21 protein-coding genes are annotated in these 20859 nt (G+C 63.7%); 9 read left to right on the forward strand and 12 right to left on the reverse strand.

Annotated features, from left to right (window positions below; genetic code table 11):
• Window positions 1-84: 84 nt before the first annotated feature.
• Window positions 85-441 carry a rhodanese-like domain-containing protein gene (locus D6Z43_RS08680; protein WP_120651556.1) on the forward strand — a complete coding sequence of 119 codons (357 nt, stop codon included), beginning with the start codon at window positions 85-87 and terminating at the stop codon, window positions 439-441.
• 3 nt (window positions 442-444) lie between these two features.
• The gene (locus tag D6Z43_RS08685; RefSeq protein ID WP_120651557.1) at window positions 445-1242 is read left to right on the forward strand and encodes a cytochrome c; all 798 of its coding nucleotides are present in this window, start codon (window positions 445-447) and stop codon (window positions 1240-1242) included.
• A 209-nt stretch (window positions 1243-1451) separates the two neighbouring features.
• Here D6Z43_RS08685 and D6Z43_RS08690 read toward each other — a convergent pair whose 3' ends face one another.
• The 4 genes from D6Z43_RS08690 to D6Z43_RS08705 form a co-directional block, all read right to left on the reverse strand.
• A complete protein-coding gene (locus D6Z43_RS08690; RefSeq protein ID WP_120651558.1) occupies window positions 1452-2183 on the reverse strand; it encodes a proteasome-type protease in 732 nt (243 codons plus the stop codon).
• 105 nt (window positions 2184-2288) lie between these two features.
• Window positions 2289-3083, reverse strand: a complete 795-nt coding sequence (locus tag D6Z43_RS08695) for a transglutaminase family protein (protein WP_120651559.1) — start codon at window positions 3081-3083, stop codon at window positions 2289-2291.
• Window positions 3080-4030 (reverse strand): alpha-E domain-containing protein, encoded by a 951-nt coding sequence (locus tag D6Z43_RS08700; protein ID WP_120651560.1) that lies wholly within the window; start codon window positions 4028-4030, stop codon window positions 3080-3082. Before D6Z43_RS08700 ends, D6Z43_RS08695 begins: the two co-directional genes overlap by 4 nt.
• Window positions 4031-4032: 2 nt before the next feature.
• Window positions 4033-5442, reverse strand: coding sequence for a circularly permuted type 2 ATP-grasp protein (locus tag D6Z43_RS08705; protein ID WP_120651561.1), 1410 nt, complete (start codon window positions 5440-5442; stop codon window positions 4033-4035).
• Between the two features lie 438 nt (window positions 5443-5880).
• Here D6Z43_RS08705 and D6Z43_RS08710 point away from each other — a divergent pair, with 438 nt between their 5' ends.
• The 6 genes from D6Z43_RS08710 (at window position 5881) to D6Z43_RS08735 (ending at window position 12350) form a co-directional block, all read left to right on the forward strand.
• Complete coding sequence (locus tag D6Z43_RS08710; RefSeq protein ID WP_120651562.1) at window positions 5881-6432, forward strand: peroxiredoxin; 552 nt, start codon at window positions 5881-5883, stop codon at window positions 6430-6432.
• Between the two features lie 267 nt (window positions 6433-6699).
• Window positions 6700-7851 carry a putative ABC transporter substrate-binding protein YdcS gene (gene ydcS / locus D6Z43_RS08715; protein ID WP_120651563.1) on the forward strand — a complete coding sequence of 384 codons (1152 nt, stop codon included), beginning with the start codon at window positions 6700-6702 and terminating at the stop codon, window positions 7849-7851.
• Between the two features lie 254 nt (window positions 7852-8105).
• Window positions 8106-9116: an ABC transporter ATP-binding protein gene (locus D6Z43_RS08720; protein WP_120651564.1), complete on the forward strand. Its 1011-nt coding sequence runs from the start codon at window positions 8106-8108 to the stop codon at window positions 9114-9116.
• Window positions 9117-9119: 3 nt separating this feature from the next.
• Window positions 9120-10058: an ABC transporter permease gene (locus tag D6Z43_RS08725; RefSeq protein WP_120651565.1), complete on the forward strand. Its 939-nt coding sequence runs from the start codon at window positions 9120-9122 to the stop codon at window positions 10056-10058.
• Window positions 10048-10854 carry an ABC transporter permease gene (locus tag D6Z43_RS08730; RefSeq protein ID WP_120651566.1) on the forward strand — a complete coding sequence of 269 codons (807 nt, stop codon included), beginning with the start codon at window positions 10048-10050 and terminating at the stop codon, window positions 10852-10854. The genes D6Z43_RS08725 and D6Z43_RS08730 overlap by 11 nt, the downstream gene beginning before the upstream one ends.
• Window positions 10855-10925: 71 nt before the next feature.
• Window positions 10926-12350, forward strand: coding sequence for a gamma-aminobutyraldehyde dehydrogenase (locus D6Z43_RS08735; protein WP_120651567.1), 1425 nt, complete (start codon window positions 10926-10928; stop codon window positions 12348-12350).
• 126 nt (window positions 12351-12476) lie between these two features.
• Here the strand turns inward: D6Z43_RS08735 and D6Z43_RS08740 are convergent, their stop codons facing one another.
• The 6 genes from D6Z43_RS08740 to D6Z43_RS08765 form a co-directional block, all read right to left on the reverse strand.
• Complete coding sequence (locus D6Z43_RS08740; RefSeq protein ID WP_120651568.1) at window positions 12477-13184, reverse strand: type 1 glutamine amidotransferase; 708 nt, start codon at window positions 13182-13184, stop codon at window positions 12477-12479.
• A gap of 171 nt (window positions 13185-13355) precedes the next feature.
• Complete coding sequence (locus D6Z43_RS08745) at window positions 13356-13697, reverse strand: ribonuclease E inhibitor RraB (RefSeq protein WP_120651569.1); 342 nt, start codon at window positions 13695-13697, stop codon at window positions 13356-13358.
• A 486-nt stretch (window positions 13698-14183) separates the two neighbouring features.
• Complete coding sequence (locus D6Z43_RS08750; RefSeq protein ID WP_120651570.1) at window positions 14184-14945, reverse strand: SDR family oxidoreductase; 762 nt, start codon at window positions 14943-14945, stop codon at window positions 14184-14186.
• A 1-nt stretch (window position 14946) separates the two neighbouring features.
• Complete coding sequence (locus D6Z43_RS08755) at window positions 14947-15885, reverse strand: alpha/beta hydrolase (RefSeq protein WP_120651571.1); 939 nt, start codon at window positions 15883-15885, stop codon at window positions 14947-14949.
• Complete coding sequence (locus D6Z43_RS08760; protein ID WP_120651572.1) at window positions 15869-17338, reverse strand: NAD(P)/FAD-dependent oxidoreductase; 1470 nt, start codon at window positions 17336-17338, stop codon at window positions 15869-15871. Before D6Z43_RS08760 ends, D6Z43_RS08755 begins: the two co-directional genes overlap by 17 nt.
• A gap of 160 nt (window positions 17339-17498) precedes the next feature.
• The gene (locus D6Z43_RS08765) at window positions 17499-17777 is read right to left on the reverse strand and encodes a hypothetical protein (protein WP_120651573.1); all 279 of its coding nucleotides are present in this window, start codon (window positions 17775-17777) and stop codon (window positions 17499-17501) included.
• Between the two features lie 151 nt (window positions 17778-17928).
• Between D6Z43_RS08765 and D6Z43_RS08770 the strand changes: the two genes are divergently transcribed.
• Complete coding sequence (locus tag D6Z43_RS08770; RefSeq protein ID WP_120651574.1) at window positions 17929-18954, forward strand: patatin-like phospholipase family protein; 1026 nt, start codon at window positions 17929-17931, stop codon at window positions 18952-18954.
• Window positions 18955-19031: 77 nt separating this feature from the next.
• Here the strand turns inward: D6Z43_RS08770 and glsB are convergent, their stop codons facing one another.
• Together glsB and D6Z43_RS08780 are read right to left on the reverse strand one after the other, a co-directional pair.
• Window positions 19032-19940 carry a glutaminase B gene (gene glsB, locus D6Z43_RS08775; RefSeq protein WP_120651575.1) on the reverse strand — a complete coding sequence of 303 codons (909 nt, stop codon included), beginning with the start codon at window positions 19938-19940 and terminating at the stop codon, window positions 19032-19034.
• Between the two features lie 87 nt (window positions 19941-20027).
• Entirely contained in the window at window positions 20028-20720 is a 693-nt protein-coding gene (locus D6Z43_RS08780) for a response regulator (RefSeq protein WP_120651576.1), read from the reverse strand.
• Window positions 20721-20859: the final 139 nt, after the last annotated feature.

Consider the following 20859-nt stretch of genomic DNA (forward strand, 5'->3'; position numbering starts at 1 on the left):
GAAAACCGCGATCCTACTGGCCTGCGCCCCCTCCGATCAATTGTGCTAGGTTCGGGGGACACGCCTTATTCAGGAGCCGCCATCATGCGTACCCTGCTTGCTGCTCTCTCCCTTGCCCTGAGCCTGCCGGCCGTCGCCGGTGATACTGATCAGGCCGCCGCCGTCGAAGCGATGCGCCAACCCAATGCCGTGTTGATCGACGTGCGAACCCCCGAAGAAGTGGCCGAAGGCACCATTCCCGGCGCGCGCAACATCGGCTACGAAGCTATCAGCCAGCGAATTGCCGAGGTCGCCCCGGACAAGGACACCCCGATAGTGCTCTACTGCCGCAGCGGCCGCCGCTCCGGTATCGCCCAGGACAGCCTGAAGGACCTGGGCTACAGCCGGGTGATCAATGGCGGCGGCTACCTGGACCTGAAAACCGCCCTGCACAAGGACTGATCGATGCGCCATGCGCTTCTCGCCCTGCTGTTCTGCTTCACCCCGCTCCACGCCGCCGAGCTGACCCTGGAAATGCCCGGCGGCACACGCACCTGGGATACCGCCGCCCTGCTCGCCCATCCGCAAGCGCAGGAGGTGACCATTGTCGATGACGTCTCCTACAAGAAGTCCATGCGCTACCGCGCCGTGCCTTTATCGGCATTGCTGGAAGGCGTGAAGCCGGACGAACACCTGCAGGCCGTGGCGCTGGATGGCTTCGCCGCCGAACTGGCTGCAGCTCCGCTGTTGAACAGCAAGGGCGCCCGCGCCTGGCTGGCCATCGAAGACCCGGCCAAACCATGGCCGCCGCTGGCTGCCGGCAAGCCCAGCGCCGGGCCCTTCTATCTGGTCTGGACCAACCCCAAGGCCGCTCGCATCGGCCCGGAGCAATGGCCCTTCCAGGTAGCACGCATCCGCTACCTGCCCTCCGTGGCCGAGCGCTTCCCGGCCCTGCTCCCGGCCGACAACGCCGACGCCGGAGTACAGGCCGGCTTCGACCAGTTCCAGAAAAACTGCCTGGCTTGCCATCGCCTCAACGGCGCGGGTGATGCCCAGTTCGGCCCGGACCTGAACATCCCTCATAACCCCACCGAATACCTCGCCGGCGACTTCCTCCCCCGCTACATCCGCGACCCACAGAGCCTGCGTCGCTGGCCCCAGGGCAGAATGCCGGGCTTCTCTAAAGAAGCCATCACCGATGAAGAGCTCGGGCAGCTGATCGGCTACCTGAAGCACATGGCGGGGAGAAAGGTGGCGCCGTAGGTTTCCTGTAGCGCTGGCTGCTTCTGGGGGGATTGCTATCGCGAATGAATTCGCTCCTACAGGTGAAGGTTGGGTGCCTGCATTGCCCAACCGCCCTCACGCCAGCCCTCTCCCAGCGGGAGAAGGGGTAGATATCGTGCCGCAGGTGAGTTCGGCGCAGTCCCCGTAGGGGCGAACTCATTCGCCAAGGAGGCCGAAGGTCTCCCCGATCACACGTTGTATTCCACCGGTGGCGGTGGCAACTCGCTGATCAGGGCTTGCAGTCCTTCCGCCCATTGGCGGCGGATGTCGACGAAGTATTTGTCTTCCTCGGTCACCCGGTAGCCGGCGGGAAGAATCAGGCTGTCGCGGTGATACACCAGCAGGTCCAGTGGCATGCCTACGGATAGGTTGCTGCGGATGGTGGAATCAAACGACACCAGGGCACAGCGCAGGCCCTCTTCCAGGCTGGTGTCGAATTCCAGGTTGCGGTCGAGGATCGGCTTGCCGTACTTGCTCTCCCCCAGTTGCAGGAAGGGGGTGTCCACAGTGGCCTGGATGAAATTGCCTTGCGGATAGATGCTGTAGAGGTCCGGCGGGGTGCCGGCGATTTGCCCACCCACCAGGAACGAACAGGTCAGGTCGGTATTGCCCGCCAGCGGAGCACCATCGCGGGCGATGACTTCACGAATGGTTTCGGCCACCAGCGCAGTGGCGTCGTAGAGGGTGGGCACGGTGTTCAGATTCGGTCCCGGACCGCCTATGCGTTGCTTGAGCAGGTTGACCACGGACTGCGATGTAGCCAGGTTGCCGGCGCTCTGCAGGACGATCAGCCGCTCGCCGGTAACGCCGAAGGTATAGAGCTTGCGGAAGGTAGCGATGTGATCGATGCCCGCATTGGTTCGCGAGTCCGATACGAACACCAGGCCGTCGGCCAGGTGCATGGCGACGCAATAGGTCATGCCGGTTCTCCTTGTTGAGACTCTCCGCGTCGAATGTCCGGCCGCCGGCCCTGGCGGGCTGGCAGAAAGGGGCGGCCGGTCTCGCGGAACGCCGGGAAGCTCGCGTTACTGCACCTGCACCAGCAACGGCGGCGCGTCCACCTTGGCGTGCATCTGCTCGCCGCCACCGCCGCGACGCATGCCGCGCACCGGACAGGCATCCAGGTAGTCCAGTCCCACCGCCAGTTTCAGGTGACGCTCGGGGCGGGCCAGGTTGTTGGTCACGTCGAAGCTGTACCAGGCATCGCCCAGCCAAGCTTCGGCCCAGGCGTGGCTGGCGAGGTTCTGGTCATTGCCCTGGTACAGGTAACCGGAAACGAAGCGCGCCGGAATGCCCAGGCTGCGGGCACAGGCCAGGAATGCGTGGGTATGGTCCTGGCAGACTCCGGCACGACCGGCGAAGGCTTCGGCGGCGGTGCTGTCGACGCGGGTCACACCTTTCTTGAAGGGCATCTGCGCATGCAGCGCTTCCATCAGGTCGATCAGTCCACCCCGATCACGACGGTTCCCGCACTCAAGCGCGGCGAACTCCCGCAGGGCGTCGTCTGCCGTGGTCAGGCGGGTGAAACGCAGAAATGGCAAGGCCGAGTGTTTGTCGTGCTCGGCCTCACGTTTCTCGTCGATCTCCACCTGGCCACGGGCGCTGATGACGATGGAGTCATGGGGCTCGTCCAGGGTCAGTACATGAAAGATGTTGCCGAAGGGGTCGACCTGCGCACGCACCGGGCGCGGCAGGGTCAACTGCCAACTGAGCACGTGCTGGCGTTCGTTTTCCTGGGGAGTCAGGCGCAGGTACTGGATGCTCGCGCGGACCTGGTCGTCGTAGCGGTAAGTGGTGTCGTGGCGGATGGACAGTTTCATACAGCCTCCAGATACGAGCTATGGATGGCCCGAGCCAGTTGGCGGACCAGCAGGATGAAGTCGGTGAGCCACGTGTGCAGGCCCTCATCGAGGATTTCGTCGATGGCGGTGTAACGCAGCCGCGCGTCCAATTCCGCGGCCAGGCGCTGGGCCGGGCGACCGTTGTCTCCTGGCAGGTGGGCGAGGATGTCGTTCAGTTCTTCCATGCACGCGCGCAGCGAACGCGGTACGTCGGCGCGAAGCAGAAGCAGCTCGGAAACCTGACGGGCATCGGGCGAGCCCCGATACACCTCGGTGTAGGCCTCGAACGACGACAAGGCGCGGAGCAACGCGCTCCACTGGTAGTAGCCGCGTGCGGAACTGTCGCTGACCTCCTCTGACTCTTCGCCAAACATTTCGTAGCGCGAGTCCAGTAGGCGCAGGGTGTTGTCCGCGCGCTCGATGAAGGTGCCCAGGCGAATGAAGCAGTAGGCCTCGCCACGCATGATGGTGCCGTAGCTGGCGCCGCGGAACAGGTGCGAGCGCTCCTTTACCCACTCGCAGAAACGGCTGATTCCGTAGCGGCCAAGACCCTCGTTGGAGATGTTCAGCATCTCCAGCCAGGTGGCGTTGATGTTCTCCCAGATGTCGGCGGTGATCCGCCCGCGCACGGCATGGGCATTGATCCGGGCCGCGCGCAGACAGCTGAAGATGCTCGCCTGGTTGTCTGCGTCAAGGGCGAAGAAGTGCAGCATGCGCCCGGCGTTCAACTCACCATGTCGCTCCTGATAAAGCTCCAGGGTGCCGGTGCTTAGCAGCGACATGGCCAGTTCGTCCAGGCCATCGCCACGGCCGTCCTGGGGCATCAGCGACAGCGAATAACTGACTTCCAGCATGCGTGCCAGGTTTTCCGCGCGCTCCAGGTAGCGCGACATCCAGTAAAGCTCGGAGGCAGTTCTGCTCAGCATGATCAGTCCTCCACGATCCAGGTGTCCTTGGTACCGCCACCCTGGGATGAGTTCACCACCAGGGAGCCTTCACGCAGCGCCACGCGGGTCAGGCCGCCGGGCACCAGTCGGGTTTCCCGCCCGGAGAGCACGAAGGGCCGCAGGTCGATGTGGCGCGGGGCGATGCCCTTCTCGACGAAGGTCGGGCAGGTGGACAGACACAGCGTGGGCTGGGCGATGTAGGCCTCGGGGCGGGCCTTGAGGCGCTCGCGGAAGGCTTCGATTTCCTTGGCACTGGCGGCCGGCCCCACCAGCATGCCGTAGCCGCCGGAGCCCTGGGTTTCCTTGACTACCAGTTCGGGCAGATGGGCCAGCACATGGGACAGTTCTTCAGGCTTGCGGCATTGCCAAGTGGGCACGTTCTTCAGGATGGGCTCCTCATCCAGGTAGAAGCGGATCATGTCGCCGACGTAGGGATAGATGGATTTGTCGTCCGCCACGCCGGTGCCGATGGCGTTGGCCAGCACCACGTTGCCGGAGCGGTAGGCGGCCAGCAGGCCGGGCACGCCAAGCATGGATTCGGGGTTGAACGCCAACGGATCGAGGAAGGCATCGTCCAGCCGGCGGTAGATCACGTCGACCGGTTGCGGGCCGGCGGTGGTCCGCATGAACACCCGGTCGTCGCGGACGAACAGGTCAGCCCCTTCCACCAACTCCACGCCCATCTCGCGAGCGAGGAAGGCATGCTCGAAGTAGGCGCTGTTGAAGCGCCCCGGCGTCAGCACCACCACGCTGGGGTTGTCCAGCGGGCTGGAGCTCTTCAGCGTGTCCAGCAGCATGTTCGGGTAGTGATCGATAGGGGCGACGCGCTGGGCGGCGAAGAGCTCAGGAAACAGCCGCATCATCATCTTGCGGTCTTCGAGCATGTAGCTGACACCGCTCGGGGTGCGCAGGTTGTCTTCCAGCACGTAGTAGGTGCCATCACCATCGCGCACCAGGTCGACCCCGGCGATATGGGCGTAGATATCGCGGTGCAGATCCAGGTCCTGCATGGCGATCTGGTAGCCCTCGTTGGCCAGCACCTGCTCGGCAGGAATGATCCCGGCCTTGATGATCCGCTGGTTGTGATAGAGGTCGGCGAGGAACATGTTCAGCGCCTTCACACGCTGAATGCAGCCTTTCTCAACCACCCGCCATTCGCTCATGGGAATGGCACGGGGAATGGTGTCGAAGGGGATCAGGCGCTCGGTACCCTGTTCATCGCCGTAAAGAGTGAACGTGATACCGGCTCGGTGGAATAACAGGTCAGCCTCACGGCGTCGCTGGGCCAGAAGCTCCTCGGGGGTGTCGGCCAGCCAGCGGGCGAATTCCCGATAATGCGGACGGCACTCGCCACTCGCGTCATACATCTCGTCATAAAAAGTGCGGGACATGCCTAACTCCTTGTCACCACGGGCGAATACGCAGTCGCAAGCCCCGTGCCATCGCAACAACCGCTTGCCTTTCAATAACTTGCAGCACACGCGCAGTCGTAGCGCCCCAGACTGGTGCAGCTCGCGGAACCGAACTGACCATGTCGCCCTATTTGGCGGCGGTACAGGGTTGGACGGAATGCGACGGCGAGGTGTTCCCCCGGTTGTCCCGAAGGAACCGCCATCCCTGGAACGAACAGTCTAGCCCGGCCTCGTGCGGCCCTTGGGATCGATTGTTCTATGTATATGTTGCGATTTGGAATTTGTCCTATAACCCTCCGACCTAAGGTCATAGCCAGCTTCCTATGGTCGCCATTGCCCGGACGCATTTTCCAAGGTCGCGGGAGCCTTCCATACTTGCTCCATTCCAGTGCCCCCTCCTGCCCGGAGCAACCTGCCATGCTCACCATCGGAGACAAACTGCCGGCGTTCAACCTGCTGGCGGTAGACCACGACTCGGAACACGCCGCCACCCCGGAGAGCGCTTTCAAGCGCGTCAATCAGGACAGCCTCCTCGGCAAATGGAAGGTGCTGTTCTTCTGGCCCAAGGATTTCACCTTCGTCTGTCCTACCGAGATCAAGGCGTTCGCGGACCTGCTGGAGCAATTCAATGACCGCGACACCCAGCTGATCGGGGCCTCCACCGACAGCGAGTTCGTCCACCTCGCCTGGCGCCGCGACCACAAGGACCTCAAAGGGCTGAGCTTTCCCTGGTTGGCGGACATCCGGCACGAACTGACCAACGCCCTGGGCATCATCGACCGGCGCGAAGGCGTGGCCCTGCGCGCGACCTTCATCATCGACCCGGACAATGTCATCCGCCATGTCTCGGTGAACGATCTGCTGGTAGGTCGTAACCCGCAGGAAACCCTGCGCCTGCTCGACGCGCTGCTGACAGAAGAGCTGTGCCCCTGCAATTGGCACAAGGGTGAAGCGACCATCCATTTCTGAGGGTGCAACCGCACGAATTCATTCGCGAAGCAGATCGAAGATCTGCCTTGTTCACGCGGGGAAGCTGCGCTCCCCCTTTCGCGAATGAATTCGCTCCCACACCTCTCGCACCACTCCCAAGCCCCTTTCCTTGTCAGCCCCAAAGCCCCGAACTACGCTGCTCAATGCGAGTAGCGGCCGTATTTTTCGGCGCGCTTTCATCGCATCGCCAACGGCATGTAGTTCCGCCGAACAGGCTCCGCACGTCATGTACAACAGGAGTCGACAATGCCTTCGTTCAAACCAGCCTTCCTTTCATTCGCCGTCAGTTGCGCCTGCCTCATCGCCTCTGCCCAGGCTGCCGAACCGCTGAAGCAGCTCGGCAAGGGTGAAGGCCAGCTCGACATCATCGCCTGGCCCGGCTACATCGAACGCGGCGAGTCGGACAAGAACTACGACTGGGTCACTCAGTTCGAGAAAGACAGCGGCTGCAAGGTCAACGTGAAGACCGCCGCCACGTCCGACGAGATGGTCAGCCTGATGGCCAAGGGCGGCTACGACCTTGTCACCGCTTCCGGCGACGCCTCGCTGCGCCTGGTGTTCGGCAAACGGGTACAGCCGATCAACCCGGATCTGATCCCCAACTGGAAGACCCTCGACGAGCGTCTCCAGGACGCGCCCTGGCACACGGTGAAAGGCGTGCACTATGGCACCCCGTACCAATGGGGGCCGAACCTGCTGATGTACAACACCAAGCTGTTCAAGCAGGCGCCGGATAGCTGGGCCGTGGTCTTCGAGCCCCAGCAGTTGGCCGATGGCAAGGCCAACAAGGGGCGCGTGCAGGCCTATGACGGCCCGATCTACATCGCCGACGCCGCCCTCTACCTGAAATCCGCCAGGCCGGAACTGGGCATCCAGGACCCCTACCAGCTCACCGAAGAGCAGTACGCCGCGGCGCTCGACCTGCTGCGCAAGCAGCACAGCCTGGTGCACCGCTACTGGCATGACGCGACCGTACAGATGAGCGATTTCAAGAATGAAGGCGTGGCCGCCTCCAGCACCTGGGGCTACATGGCCAATACCTTGAAGGCCGAGAAGCAACCGGTGGAAACGGTGTTCCCGAAAGAGGGGGTCACCGGCTGGGCCGACACCACCATGCTGCACGTGGACGCCAAGCACCCGAACTGCGCCTACAAGTGGATGGACTGGTCGTTGCAACCCAAGGTCCAGGGTGACCTGGCCGCCTGGTTCGGCTCGCTGCCCGTGGTTGCCAAGGGCTGCACCAGCAGCGAACTCCTCGGCCCCGGTGGCTGCGCCACCAACGGTTATGACCAGTTCGACAAGATCGCCTTCTGGAAAACCCCGGAAGCCCAGGGTGGGAAGTTCGTGCCGTACAGCCGGTGGACGCAGGACTATATCGCGATCATGGGCGGGCGCTGAACTGGCTGCGCGACCTGATGGCTGCGTTGCGTCCTCGCTCGGCGCGTCGCCTGCCAGAAGATATGTCTCGCGCCTCGCTGCGGGGCGCCTTGCCTTCAGGCCGCTCGCTCAGTCCAGTCCGTAGCACGATGAAAGCTCCCCTCTCGCTCTGGGAGAGGGGCCGGGGGTGAGGGTAGCCAGGCACCGCGCGGTGTTGCCCTCTCCCCAGCCCTCTCCCGGAGGGAGAGGGAGTAAAGCTCACTGGAGCCCTATCCATGACCACAGCCGTCCAGTTCACCGATGTCTGCCGCCACTACGGTGATGTGAAGGCAGTCGACCGGGTGTCCATTGAGATCCGCGACGGCGAGTTCTTCTCCATGCTCGGCCCCTCGGGCTCGGGCAAGACCACCTGCCTGCGCCTGATCGCCGGCTTCGAGCAACCCACCTCGGGTTCCATTCGCATCCACGGTGAAGAGGCCGCCGGCCTGCCGCCCTACGAGCGCGACGTGAACACCGTGTTCCAGGACTACGCCCTGTTCCCCCACATGAACGTGCGCGACAACGTCGCCTATGGCCTCAAGGTGAAAGGCGTAGCGAAGACCGAGCGCCTGGCCCGTGCCGAAGAAGCGCTCGCCATGGTCGCCCTGCCCGGCTACGGCGACCGCAAGCCGGCGCAGCTTTCCGGCGGCCAGCGCCAGCGCGTGGCCCTTGCCCGCGCGCTGATCAATCGCCCGCGCGTGCTGCTGCTGGACGAACCCCTCGGTGCACTGGACCTCAAGCTGCGCGAGCAGATGCAGGTGGAACTGAAGAAGCTGCAGCGCCAGCTCGGCATCACCTTCATCTTCGTAACCCACGACCAGGGCGAGGCGCTGTCCATGTCCGACCGCGTGGCGGTGTTCAACAAGGGCCGCATCGAGCAGGTGGACAGCCCGCAGAACCTTTATCGCAAACCACTCACCCGCTTCGTCGCCGAGTTCGTCGGCACCGCCAATGTGCTCCATGGCGACCTGGCGCAACGCCTGACCGGCGATGCCGGTGCCTTCTCCCTGCGGCCCGAGCATGTGCGCTTCGGCAATGCCAGCAATGGCGAGCTGCAAGTCAGCGGTACCGTGCATGACGTGCAATACCTCGGTGCCAGCAGCCGTTACGAACTCAACCTGGACGGCGGTGGACGCCTGGCCGTCAGTCTGCCCAACGGCGAGGAGTCGGACATCAACCGCCCTCAGCCCGGCCAGCAAGTGCAGGCCTGCTGGCCCCGCAGCGCGATGGTCGCGCTCAGCGAGTAGGCCATGAGCGCTGTCATCGCCAACCATCGAAGCGGACCGTTGCGGGGCATCTCCAACCTGCTCTACCGCCGCTCCACACTGTACCTGCTGCTACTCCTGACCCCGCCCCTGCTGTGGTTCGGCGTGATCTACATTGGCTCGCTGTTCGCGCTGCTCTGGCAGAGCTTCTACACCTTCGACGACTTCACCATGGCGGTGACGCCGGACCTGACGCTGGCCAACTACGTAGCCCTGTTCAATCCGGCGAACTACGACATCATCCTGCGTACCCTGACCATGGCCATCGCCGTGAGCCTGGCCAGCGCGGTACTCGCGTTTCCCATCGCCTACTACATGGCACGCTTCGCCTCGCCGAAAGAGAAAGCCTTCTTCTACATCGCCGTGATGCTGCCCATGTGGGCCAGCTACATCGTCAAGGCGTACGCCTGGACTGTGATCCTGGCCAAGGGCGGCATCTTCTACTGGCTGATCCAGCAACTCCATCTGGAAACCTTGCTGGGCAGCCTGCTCACCGTGCCCGGAGTGGGTGGCAACACGCTGTCCACTTCGCACCTGGGGCGCTTCCTGGTGTTCACCTACATCTGGCTGCCGTTCATGATCCTGCCGATCCAGGCGTCCCTGGAGCGCCTGCCGCCATCATTGTTGCAGGCCTCGGCGGATCTCGGTGCCAGGCCCCGGCAAACCTTCGCCCAGGTGATCCTGCCGCTGGCCTTCCCCGGCGTGGTGGCCGGTTCGATCTTCACCTTCAGCCTGACCCTGGGCGACTTCATCATTCCGCAGCTGGTAGGGCCGAGCGGCCTGTTCATCGGCACCATGGTCTACGTGCAACAGGGCTCGGTGGGCAATATCCCGCTGGCGGCGGCCTTCACCCTGGTGCCGATCGTGCTGATCGCCATCTACCTTTCCATCGCCAAACGGCTGGGAGCCTTCGATGCACTCTGAAAAAGCGTCCTGGGGCTTGCGCCTGGCCGCTTGGGGCGGGCTGGTATTCCTGCATTTCCCGATCCTGGTGATCCTGCTCTACGCCTTCAACACCGAGGAGTCGTCCTACAGCTTCCCGTTGCAGGGCTTCACCCTGGAATGGTTTGCCGTGGTGGGCGGTCGCGAGGATGTGCTGCAGGCCATCGTCCTGTCCCTGAAGGTCGCCTGCCTGGCCACCGCCCTGGCCATGATTCTCGGCACCCTGGCCGCCGCTGCGCTCTATCGCCGCGACTTCTTCGGCAAGGAGAGCATCACCCTGATGCTCATCCTGCCCATCGCCCTGCCCGGCATCATCACCGGCATCGCGCTGCTTTCGGCCTTCAAGACCCTTGGCATCGAACCTGGCATCTTCACCATCGTCGTCGGCCACGCCACCTTCTGCGTGGTAATCGTCTACAACAACGTAATCGCGCGTTTCCGCCGCACCTCCCACAGCCTGATCGAGGCTTCTATGGACCTGGGCGCCGACGGCTGGCAGACCTTCCGCTACATCATCCTGCCAAACATCGCTACCGCCTTGCTGGCCGGCGGCATGCTGGCCTTTGCGCTGTCCTTCGACGAGATCATCGTCACCACCTTCACCGCCGGTCACGAACAGACCCTGCCCCTCTGGCTGCTCAGCCAGCTCAGCCGCCCCCGCGATGTTCCGGTCACCAACGCGGTCGCCCTGCTGGTGATGCTCGCCACCATGCTGCCCATCCTCGGTGCCTATTACCTGACACGGGGAACCGAGGCGGTGGCCGGGGGTGGAAAGTGATACGACTTTTTCTCCCCTCTTCCCACCTCCTCTTCCAGAGGGAGAGGGGTTAGACCGAACGAGGCCCCACCATGCAAACCAAACTGCTGATCAACGGCCAGTTCGCCGCCGGCGAAGGCGAAGCGCTGGATGTCCTGAATCCCGCCACGGGTGCCGTACTGGTGAAGATTCCCGAGGCCAGCGAAGCCCAGGTCGATGCGGCCGTCCGTGCCGCCGACGCGGCTTTCGAAGGCTGGGCGCGGACCTCGCCGCGCGACCGCGCCACCCTTCTGTTGAAGCTGGCAGACAAGATCGAGGGCCATGCCGAAGAGCTGGCGAAGCTGGAGTCGGACAACTGTGGCAAACCCTACACCGCCGCGCTGAACGACGAGATCCCGGCGGTAGCCGATGTGTTCCGCTTCTTCGCCGGCGCCAGCCGCTGCCTGACCGGATCGGCGGCGGGCGAGTACCTGCCGGGCTTCACCTCGATGATCCGACGCGACCCGGTGGGCGTGATCGCCTCCATCGCGCCCTGGAACTACCCGTTGATGATGGCCGCCTGGAAATTGGGACCGGCGCTGGCAGCCGGCAACACCGTGGTGCTCAAACCCTCGGAACAGACGCCTCTGACCGCCATGCGCCTGGCCGAATTCATCGCTGAACTGCTGCCCGCGGGCGTGGTGAACATCGTCCTCGGCCGCGGCCCCAGTGTGGGCAGCCCGCTGGTGTCGCACCCACTGGTACGCATGGTGTCGCTGACCGGTTCGGTGGGCACTGGCAAGGCGATCATCAAGAGCGCCGCCGATAGCGTGAAGCGCACCCATATGGAACTGGGTGGCAAGGCACCGGTGATCGTCTTCGACGACGCGGACATCGCCGATGTGGTCGAGGGCATCCGTACCTTCGGCTTCTACAATGCCGGCCAGGACTGCACCGCGGCCTGTCGCATCTACGCCGGCAGGAAGATCTACGACAACTTCGTGGCCGACCTGGCCAACGCCGTCTCCAGCCTGAAGACCGGCCTGCAGAACGACCCGGCAACCGAACTCGGCCCGCTGATCACCCAGAGCCAGCGCGAGCGCGTGGCCGGCTTCGTCGAGCGTGCCAGCACCCTGCCCCACATCCAGATCGCCACGGGTGGCAAACCGGTCGCCGGCAGCGGCTTTTTCTACGAACCCACGGTGGTCGCCCACGCGAAGCAGGATGACGAGATTGTCCGGCGTGAGGTGTTCGGCCCGGTGGTGACGGTCACGCCCTTCAGCGACGTGGACGAGGCGGTGCGCTGGGCAAACGACTCCGATTACGGGCTGGCTTCATCGATCTGGACCCGCGACGTGGGCCGCGCCGCCGCCGTCGCTTCGCGGCTGCAGTACGGCTGCACCTGGATCAACACGCACTTCATGCTCACCAACGAAATGCCCCACGGAGGCTTCAAGCAGTCCGGCTATGGCAAGGATCTGTCCATGTACGGACTGGAGGACTACACCGTGGTGCGGCATGTGATGATTCGGCACTGATCGAATGCAGGAACACCCTGTGGGGGCGAACTCATTCGCGAAAGGCAGCGAAGCTGCCCCTATCAAATTTGAGCCTACGGCTCGGATCGCGAATGTATTCGCTCGCACCAAAGCAAACACGGCGTCCTAGCCGAACGCCAGGTTCAACCAGCGGCGATAGAACCCTTCGGCTACCTGATTGAGCGTCGCCACCTTGGTTGGAAGGTCATCGAGCATGCGCGTCCTGGGTTGCTGGCTGGCCTGGGTTTCGTCGAGCAGATGCGCCCAGTCGGTCAACCAGCCCCGCACCAGGTCCTCGGTCATCTCCGGATGGCCTTGCAACGCCAGGACCTTGTTACCCCAAGAGAAGCCCTGATTCGGGCACCAGGGGCTGTCCATCAGCCACTGAGCACCTTCGGGCAGGTCGAACGTGTCGCTGTGCCACTGGTAGATCGAAAACTCCCGCGGCAAATGCTCCAGCCAGGGGCTTTCGCTGGCCAGGGTGCGTTTTTCCAGCGGTTGCCAGCCGATCTCGGTGTACGGCATGCGATGGACCGATGCGCCCAGGGCACGAGCCAGCAACTGGCCACCCAGGCAATGGCCGATCATGGGCACATCGCGGGCAATGAAGTGCTGCAAGGCTGCGATTTCCGCCCCGATCCAGGGCAGCGGGTCGTTGACGCTCATGGGCCCGCCCATGATCGCGACCGCCTTGGGTCGATCAAGGTCGTAGCCATCCAATTCGCCCAGGTCCGTGCGCAATACGGTGAAGTCGCGTTGCTCACGGTCCAGGACAGTGGCCAGGTGGCCGGGTGGGCAAAAATCCGCGTGGGTAAGAATCAGGATGTCGGTCATGGGGTCCCCTCCGTTGACGGAGTCTGAGGCAAAGGCCATGCCGCGGTCGAGTAAAGGAAGTCTATGTTTTTGCTGGAAATACCCGAGCCAGAGGGGGGAAGTAAAACCAGCCGGAAAATTGTCCGGAATGCCCGGTTCGCAGCAGGCGCGCCGCCACGAACCGGGTTGGTTTCAAGGTTGGTTGACGTTGACTTCCTGAGTCACGCCCCAACCATCGAGCACACCTCCAAGTGGGACCACCAGGGCCTCCAGGTCGTGCTCGAAATCGCCAATTCCCGCGTGGGTGGCGTACATCACCTTGCTCACCTGCAGGTGCCAGGCGCCATCGGCGCGCACAGTTACCTGGGCATTCAAGGACTCACCACGGAAATTCTTCGCTGCCGTTCGCGCCCGGTCCTCGTCGGGGAAAATGGCGTAGAACTCAATCGGATGAACACGGGCGAAGTCGAATCCGCCCTCTTTCATGCGGCGCAACAGACTGGTGCTGACATCATCGTGGAAGGCTGTGCTCATGAAACGACCTCCTCTTAGCGATGGATGAGTGTTCCGCTCTTACCGCTTTTTTCGAGAAGCCGCTGGAATGGGCTTCGCGACACCATGCGGTGCCGCCCCCGGGTCGACTCTGCAGACACAGCGCCAAGCCCTGACCAGGCCCCGCGCGGACCCGGCCACTGACTCACTCGTGGAGTGATCTTTTCAGCTTTCATTTTGCAGGGTAGCGCCACCGCGCCCGGTCTGCCGGAAAGCTGGACAAATTGTCACAAAAGTGGCGACAGGCGGCGTTCAGGCCTTATCCGCCAACAAATTGGCCATTCGCTCTGCAAGACTGCCCAATGCCCGGATTGCAATGAAGTGCTCGCCCAGCCGGCAAAGACGGGGGTGATGACGTGCATCCTCGATTCGGGGTGGCAATGAGACTGTAGGAGCGAGCTCTGCTCGCGAAACATCGCGCTAGAGCTATTCGCGAGCGGAGCTCGCTCCCACGGCCACTCCGCTCGCTCAAGCCCCGCTCAGCAGCTTCATGATCCCCCGGTTCACCCAGGCCGGCGAAACCTGTCCCGCGCCGTACATCAGGCGGAACAGCAAGCTCACCGGCCGATGCACCGTCGCGCCCTGGGCTTGCTGCCAGGCGGCCTGGGCGATGTCCTCGGCATTCAGGTTCACCCCCAGGCGACGCAGCACCGGCGGTTCGAAGCGCTGGCTGCTGACCATGGGCGTGCGCACGAAAGGCGGCATGAGGTCGCCGACCCGAATGCCATGGCGGCGCCATTCGAGCTCCAGCGCTTCGGTGAAGCCGCGTACCGCGAACTTGGAGGCCGAGTAACTGGCCATGTGCGGCGTGCCGTACACCCCGGAGGCAGAGCCCATGCTGATCACCTGCGCACCACGGGTTGCCTTGAGGTAGGGAAAGGCCGCGTGGGTGACTTGCACCAGCCCCAGCACGTTGATGTCGAGGATGCGCGCGTGCTCAGCCATGTCGATCTCCTCGAAATGCCCGAAGCGCAGTACGCCCGCGCAGTTGAAGAGCAGGCGCAACTGGCCGTCGTGGCGGCCGCAGAAGTCAGCCAGGGCACTCTTCACAGCAACCAGGTCGGTCACGTCCAGGGTCTGGTGCCAGACGCCGCCCAATGCCGCCGCCTGGGTGGCCAGGGCATCGGCATCGCGGTCGATCAGACCGACCTGCCAGCCGCGCTCGTGAAACAGACGGGCGGTCGCCGCGCCGATACCGGAGGCGGCGCCGGTAATCAGGATGTTGTCCATCTCAGGCCTCCTCTTCCACATGCTTGCAGATGAAGTCGGCGGCACTGGCCAGCGCCTGGTCGGCGGTACGCAGCACCCCGGTATGGGCCTGGAACACATGCCAGAGCCCCGGATAGCGCTCCAGCCGCACCCAGCCACCCGCCGCCCGTACCCGTTCGGCCAGCCGCAGGCTGTCATCGCGCAGGACTTCGTCCTCGGCCACTTGCACCAGCATCGGTGGCAGCCCGGCTAGATCGGCGAACAGTGGCGACAGGGCCGGATCACGGCGATCCAGCCCCGGCGGGCAATAGAGGTCCATCGCCTGCTCCACCCAGGCCGGGTGGATCAGGGGATCGCCCGCCGGCGGATTGTGCTGGGCCGTACCGCTGAGGTCGGTGACCGGAGAAAAGCAGATCAACCCCGCCGGTCGAGGCAAGCCCTGGCGACGAATTTCCAATGCGGTGAGCAGGGTCAGGTTACCGCCTGCCGAATCGCCGCCGATGATGATGCGCGAAGCCGGATAGCCGGCTTCCAGCAGCTCGCGGTAAGCAGCCACGGCGTCTTCCCTGGCGGCAGGAAACGGATGCTCCGGCGCCAGTCGGTAATCCTGCGCGCACACAGCAACACCCGCGCGCCTGGCGAGGCTCGCGGTGATGGCGCGATGGGTCGCGGGCGAACCGGTAATGAACGCACCGCCATGCAGGTAGAGCAGCACCACATGGCTGCCGCCCTTGGGCCGGTGCCATTCGCAGGGCCGCCCCCCCAACAGCCCGGCCTCGCGCAGTACCCCCCGCGGCGCCAGGGTGCTCGCGGTGAGCAGGCGCAGCACCAGCCGCTGCATCTGTACGGGCAACGGCGGCCGCATCAGACCACGGAACAGCAGGCGCAGAGCACCGCGCAAGGTCGCGCGCAGCAGCGGCTGGCCAGGCTTGGGGGCGGTGAATTCAACGGGTGCATTCATAGAGATCCAACTCCAGGCGACGGGTCTGTTGGCGGTAGCTGAAGGTGAAGCCCGGCCAGTTGTTGGTATTGCGGCCGTCAGCGGTCTTGTACCAGCTGTTGCAGCCCTGCTCCCAGACGGTGTGGCGCACGTCCTGTTGCAGGCGCTGATTGAAATGGCGCTGCACCTCGGGCTTGAGGTCCAGGTAGCGGAGATCGCCCAGCGCCCGTATGCCGTCCAGCACATAGGGGAACTGGCTTTCCAGCATGTAGATGATGGAGTTGTGGCCCAGGTTGGTATTGGGTCCGTAGAGAATGAACAAGTTCGGGAAGCCGCTGACGCTGACGCCGAGATAGGCCTCCGCGCCCTTCCGCCACGCCTCGTTCAGGTCACGTCCGCCCAGCCCGCGAATGCTCATCGGCGCAAGGAAGTCGGTCGCGGTGAAACCGGTGCCGAGGATGATGGCGTCCACCTCATGGCGCTGGCCATCGCTGCTCACCACGGCGTCTGCCGTCACTTCGCGGATGCCGCAATCGATCACGTCCACGTTCGGCCGTGCCAGGGTCGGGTAGAAGTCGTTGGAAATCAGAATGCGCTTGCAGCCCAGCGGATAGTCCGGCACCAGTCGCTGGCGCAAGGCCGGGTCAGCGATACCGCGTTCCAGATGCTGGCGGAAGCGAAATTGCATCAGTTTCATCAGCGGCGGGAACACCGAGAACGCCAGCACCCGCGATTCGTGCTGGATGTACTTGAGCATCCGGTCGAACTTCTGCAGCCATGGCAAGCGTCGCATCAGTGCCAGTTCCCAGGAACGGTAGGCACGGTCCGGCTTGGGTATCACATAGGCCGCCGAGCGCTGGAACAGCGACAGGCGCGCCACCTTGGGAGCGATCTGCGGGATGAACTGGATGGCACTGGCGCCCGTACCGATCACCGCTACCCGCTTACCCTCCAGCGGGTAGTCATGGTTCCAGCGGGCGGAATGGAACAACTCGCCCTTGAAGCCATCCAGCCCTGCGATGCGTGGCCATGCCGGCCGGTTCAACTGGCCACAGGCACTGACCAGCGCCCTGGCACGAAAGCTTTCGCCATTGCGGGTCCGTACCTGCCAGGTGCCGCTGGACACATCGAACTCGGCGCCTTCCACCTCGCAATCGAAGCGGATGTGCTGGCGCAGGCCGTACTTGTCGGCGCAATGGCGCTGATAGGCGAAGATTTCCGCCTGCGGGGCGAACTTGCGCGACCAGTCGGACTTGGGCTCGAAAGAAAAGGAATAGAGGTGCGAAGGCACATCGCAGGCCGCGCCGGGGTAGCTGTTGTCACGCCAGGTGCCGCCAACCTCGCTGCCCTTCTCCAGGATCAGGAAGTCGTTGAAGCCTGCCTTCTGCAACTGGATAGCCAGGCCCAGGCCACCAAAACCGGCGCCGATGATCAGCACATGCAAGGGTGCCGACCGCTGGGAATTGTTGTGCATTGTTATCTCCCGTTTCGTGCCGGGAGATGCTAGTCCGCCTTTGCCCGTACGGGAATGGCATCACGAGCCGTGGAAGTGGGAAATTGGGACAGATGTACCATTGCCGATCGCAATCGTCCGGTCGGCAATGACTTTTCGGCGGGGTGGAGTCCAGACCGACTCAGCGGCCGGCGCGCGACTCCTGGATGTAGAAGCGTGCCTTCTCGGCCTTGTTGGTGCAGCCCTCGAACGCCTCGAACTGCTGCTGGGTCTTGGCGGCGGTAAGCAGGCTCAGCGCCTTGGAGTAACTCACGGTGCCGGAGAACCCTTCGGCCTTGGCCAGGTCCAGTTCCTTCCAGGCCGCGTCGAGCTCCGATGCACAACTGCTGCGATGGGCCGTCTTACCGGCACAACCGACGAGCAACAAAGCGATCAAAGGCACGCTGATCCAAGCTTTCATGGATAAAACTCCAATGGTGAAGATCGACAAATTCTAGTGGGTCGAAAGGCAGTTAGGTACCCGGAAGATTCAACTCCGTGGACTGATCGGCAGGTGGCGACGGCCTTGCCACCGGCGTATCGTCAAAGCACTGTTGTCGGGGGAGTTATGCATGAGCAAGCGCGTGGCATTGGTGCTGGGTTCGGGGGGTGCGCGCGGCTATGCGCACATCGGCGTGATCGAGGAGATAGAGGCACGCGGCTACGAGATCGCCTGCATCGCCGGTTGCTCCATGGGCGCCGTGGTGGGTGGCATATATGCCGCCGGCAAGTTGCATCACTATCGTGACTGGACCGAAAGCCTCGATTACCTGGACGTGCTGCGTCTGCTCGATGTGAGTTTCCGTCTGGGCGCCATTCGCGGCGAAAAGGTCTTCGGCCGTATTCGCGAGATCGTCGGCGAGATCAACATCGAAGACCTGTCGATTCCCTACACGGCAGTCGCCACCGACCTCACCAACCAGCAGGAAATCTGGTTCCAGGAAGGCTGCCTTCACCAGGCCATGCGTGCCTCGGCGGCCATTCCCAGCCTGTTCACCCCGGTAGTCCAGGGTAGTCGCATGCTGGTGGACGGCGGGCTGCTCAATCCCCTGCCGATCGTTCCGGTGGTGTCCAGTCACTGCGACCTGATCATCGCCGTCAACCTCAACGCCACCACCCAGCGCGAGTACCAACTGCCGGTAATCGAGCGCCCCCCGGCGATCAAGGGCCGCATCGACCTGCTGATGGAATCCGTCAGCTCACGCCTGTCCTTCTTCAAGCGCACCGGTCCTGAGGCACACGGCGTGCTCGACCCGGAGAGCCTGCCCGGCGGTAATCCCTGGCTGGAGAGCGCCGCACCGCAAATGCAGCAGCCAGCGGCCGCACCGGAGGCCGAAGGCGCCCCCAGATCCGCCAGCGGCTCACATGTGATCGCCAGCGTCGGCCCCGCCTCCCTGCTGGACCTGGTGAACCAGAGCTTCGAGGTGATGCAGACGTCGCTCGCGCAATACAAGATCGCCGGCTACCCGCCGGACATCCTGATCAACGTGCCCAAGCGGGTGTGCCGTTTCTTCGAGTTCTACAAGGCGCCGGAGCTGATCCAGCTAGGCAGGCAGATCGCCCGAGAAACACTGGAACGGTACGAGCAGGGGAATTGATCGGGAAGCTCGATCTGCTCTTCTGCAGGGGCGAATTCATTCGCCCCTGCAGATATCTACCCGCCCCCTCCGCCCCGCTAGAAAATCGACCAGCCGATTCGCTCGGACAGTTTCTCCAGCGCCGCCATACCCACCAGGGAGTTGCCGGCTTCGTTCAGTTCCGGCGACCAGACGCAGACGGTGAAGCGCCCCGGCACCACCGCGACGATCCCGCCCCCTACTCCGCTCTTGCCCGGCAGGCCAACGCGATAGGCGAAGTTGCCGGCTTCGTCGTAGAGACCGCTGGTGGCCATGATGGCGTTCAACTGCTTGGCCTGGCGCGGACTGACCACCTGCTCGCCGCTGTGGGGGCTGACGCCGTTATTGGCAAGAAAGCTGAAGGCCAGTGCCAGGTCGGCGCAGCTCATGCGAATGGCGCAATGGTGGAAGTAGCTGTGCAACACAGCCTCCACGTCATTGTGGAAGTTGCCAAAGGACTGCATCAGGTAGGCCATCGCGGCGTTGCGCGCGCGGTGCTGGTACTCGGATCGCGCCACCACTTCGTCTGACACCACGCGGGGGTTGCCGGACAGCCGCCGGACGAAATCGCGCATCGACAACGACGGCGCCGCGAAGCGCGATTCATTGATATCGCAGATCACCAGGGCACCGGCGTTGATGAAAGGGTTGCGCGGTACGCCGCGTTCGAATTCCAGCTGTACCAGGGAATTGAATGGTTGCCCGGAAGGTTCATGTCCAAGGCGCTGCCAGATGCCCTCCCCGGAATGCTGGATCGCCTGCACCAGGCTGAAGACCTTGGAGATGCTCTGGATGGAAAACGGTGTCAGGCCATCACCGGCGTAGAACAGCTCGCCTTCGTTACTGTAGACGGCGATGCCGAGCTGGTCCGCGCTGACGCAGGAAAGCGCAGGGATGTAACTGGCGACCTTGCCCTGGCCGATCAGGGGACGGACTTCGTCGAGGATTTCGTTCAACAGCTGCTGCATTCCGATCCTTCCAATGGGGGAGCGCCAGCGCGCTCATGCAGCTCTGGACGCACGCCGTGGCCAGGACGACACAGTGAAGGAGGCTGTTCAGGCTTCCCTCAAGCGATAGCCGACACCGGCTTCGGTGACGATGAATCTCGGGTTGGCCGGGTCATCGCCGAGCTTCTGCCGCAGATGGCCGACGACCACCCGCAGGTAATGGGTGTCCTCCACGTGAGTCGGGCCCCAGATGTCCTTGAGCAGTTGCTGCTGGGTGACCACCCGACCGAGGTGGCGTGCCAGCTGCGCGAGCACCGCGTACTCCTTGCGCGTCAGCCCCACCTCTTCGCCTTCGAGGGTCACCCGGCGATAGGCGAAGTCCAGCTGCAACGGGCCGCTGGCAACGCTGGCCTCCGGTTGTTCGCCCGGCCCTGCCTGGCGCAGGAGCACGCGCACGCGGGCAAGAAACTCCTGAATACCGAAGGGCTTGGTTACGTAGTCATTGGCGCCGCCGTCCAGGGCCAGCACCTTTTCCCCCTCGCTGGCGCGCACCGAAAGCACCAGCACCGGCACCTGGGACCATTCGCGCAGCTCACGCAGCACGTCCTGGCCGTCCATATCCGGCAGGCCCAGGTCGAGCACCACCAGGTCCGGCCTGGCCAGCGCCGCCTGCTCCAATCCTGCGCGGCCATTGGCGCCTTCCAGCACCCGGTAGCCCTGCGCGGCCAGGCTGATGCGCAGGAACTTGCGGATCTGCGCTTCGTCATCGATGACCAGAATGGTCGGCAGGTTGGTTGTCATGACGCGTTCGTAGTTTCCATTGCAATTGCGGACTGCTTTTCCGTGGGAGCAAATTCATTCGCGAAGCACAGCACCGCTGTCCGTGATTCCCAGCCCCGCAAGATGGTCCTGCGGCCCGCTTCGCGAATGAATTCGCTCC

The sequence above is a fragment of the Pseudomonas sp. DY-1 genome, assembly GCF_003626975.1.
Classification (GTDB): Bacteria; Pseudomonadota; Gammaproteobacteria; order Pseudomonadales; family Pseudomonadaceae; genus Metapseudomonas.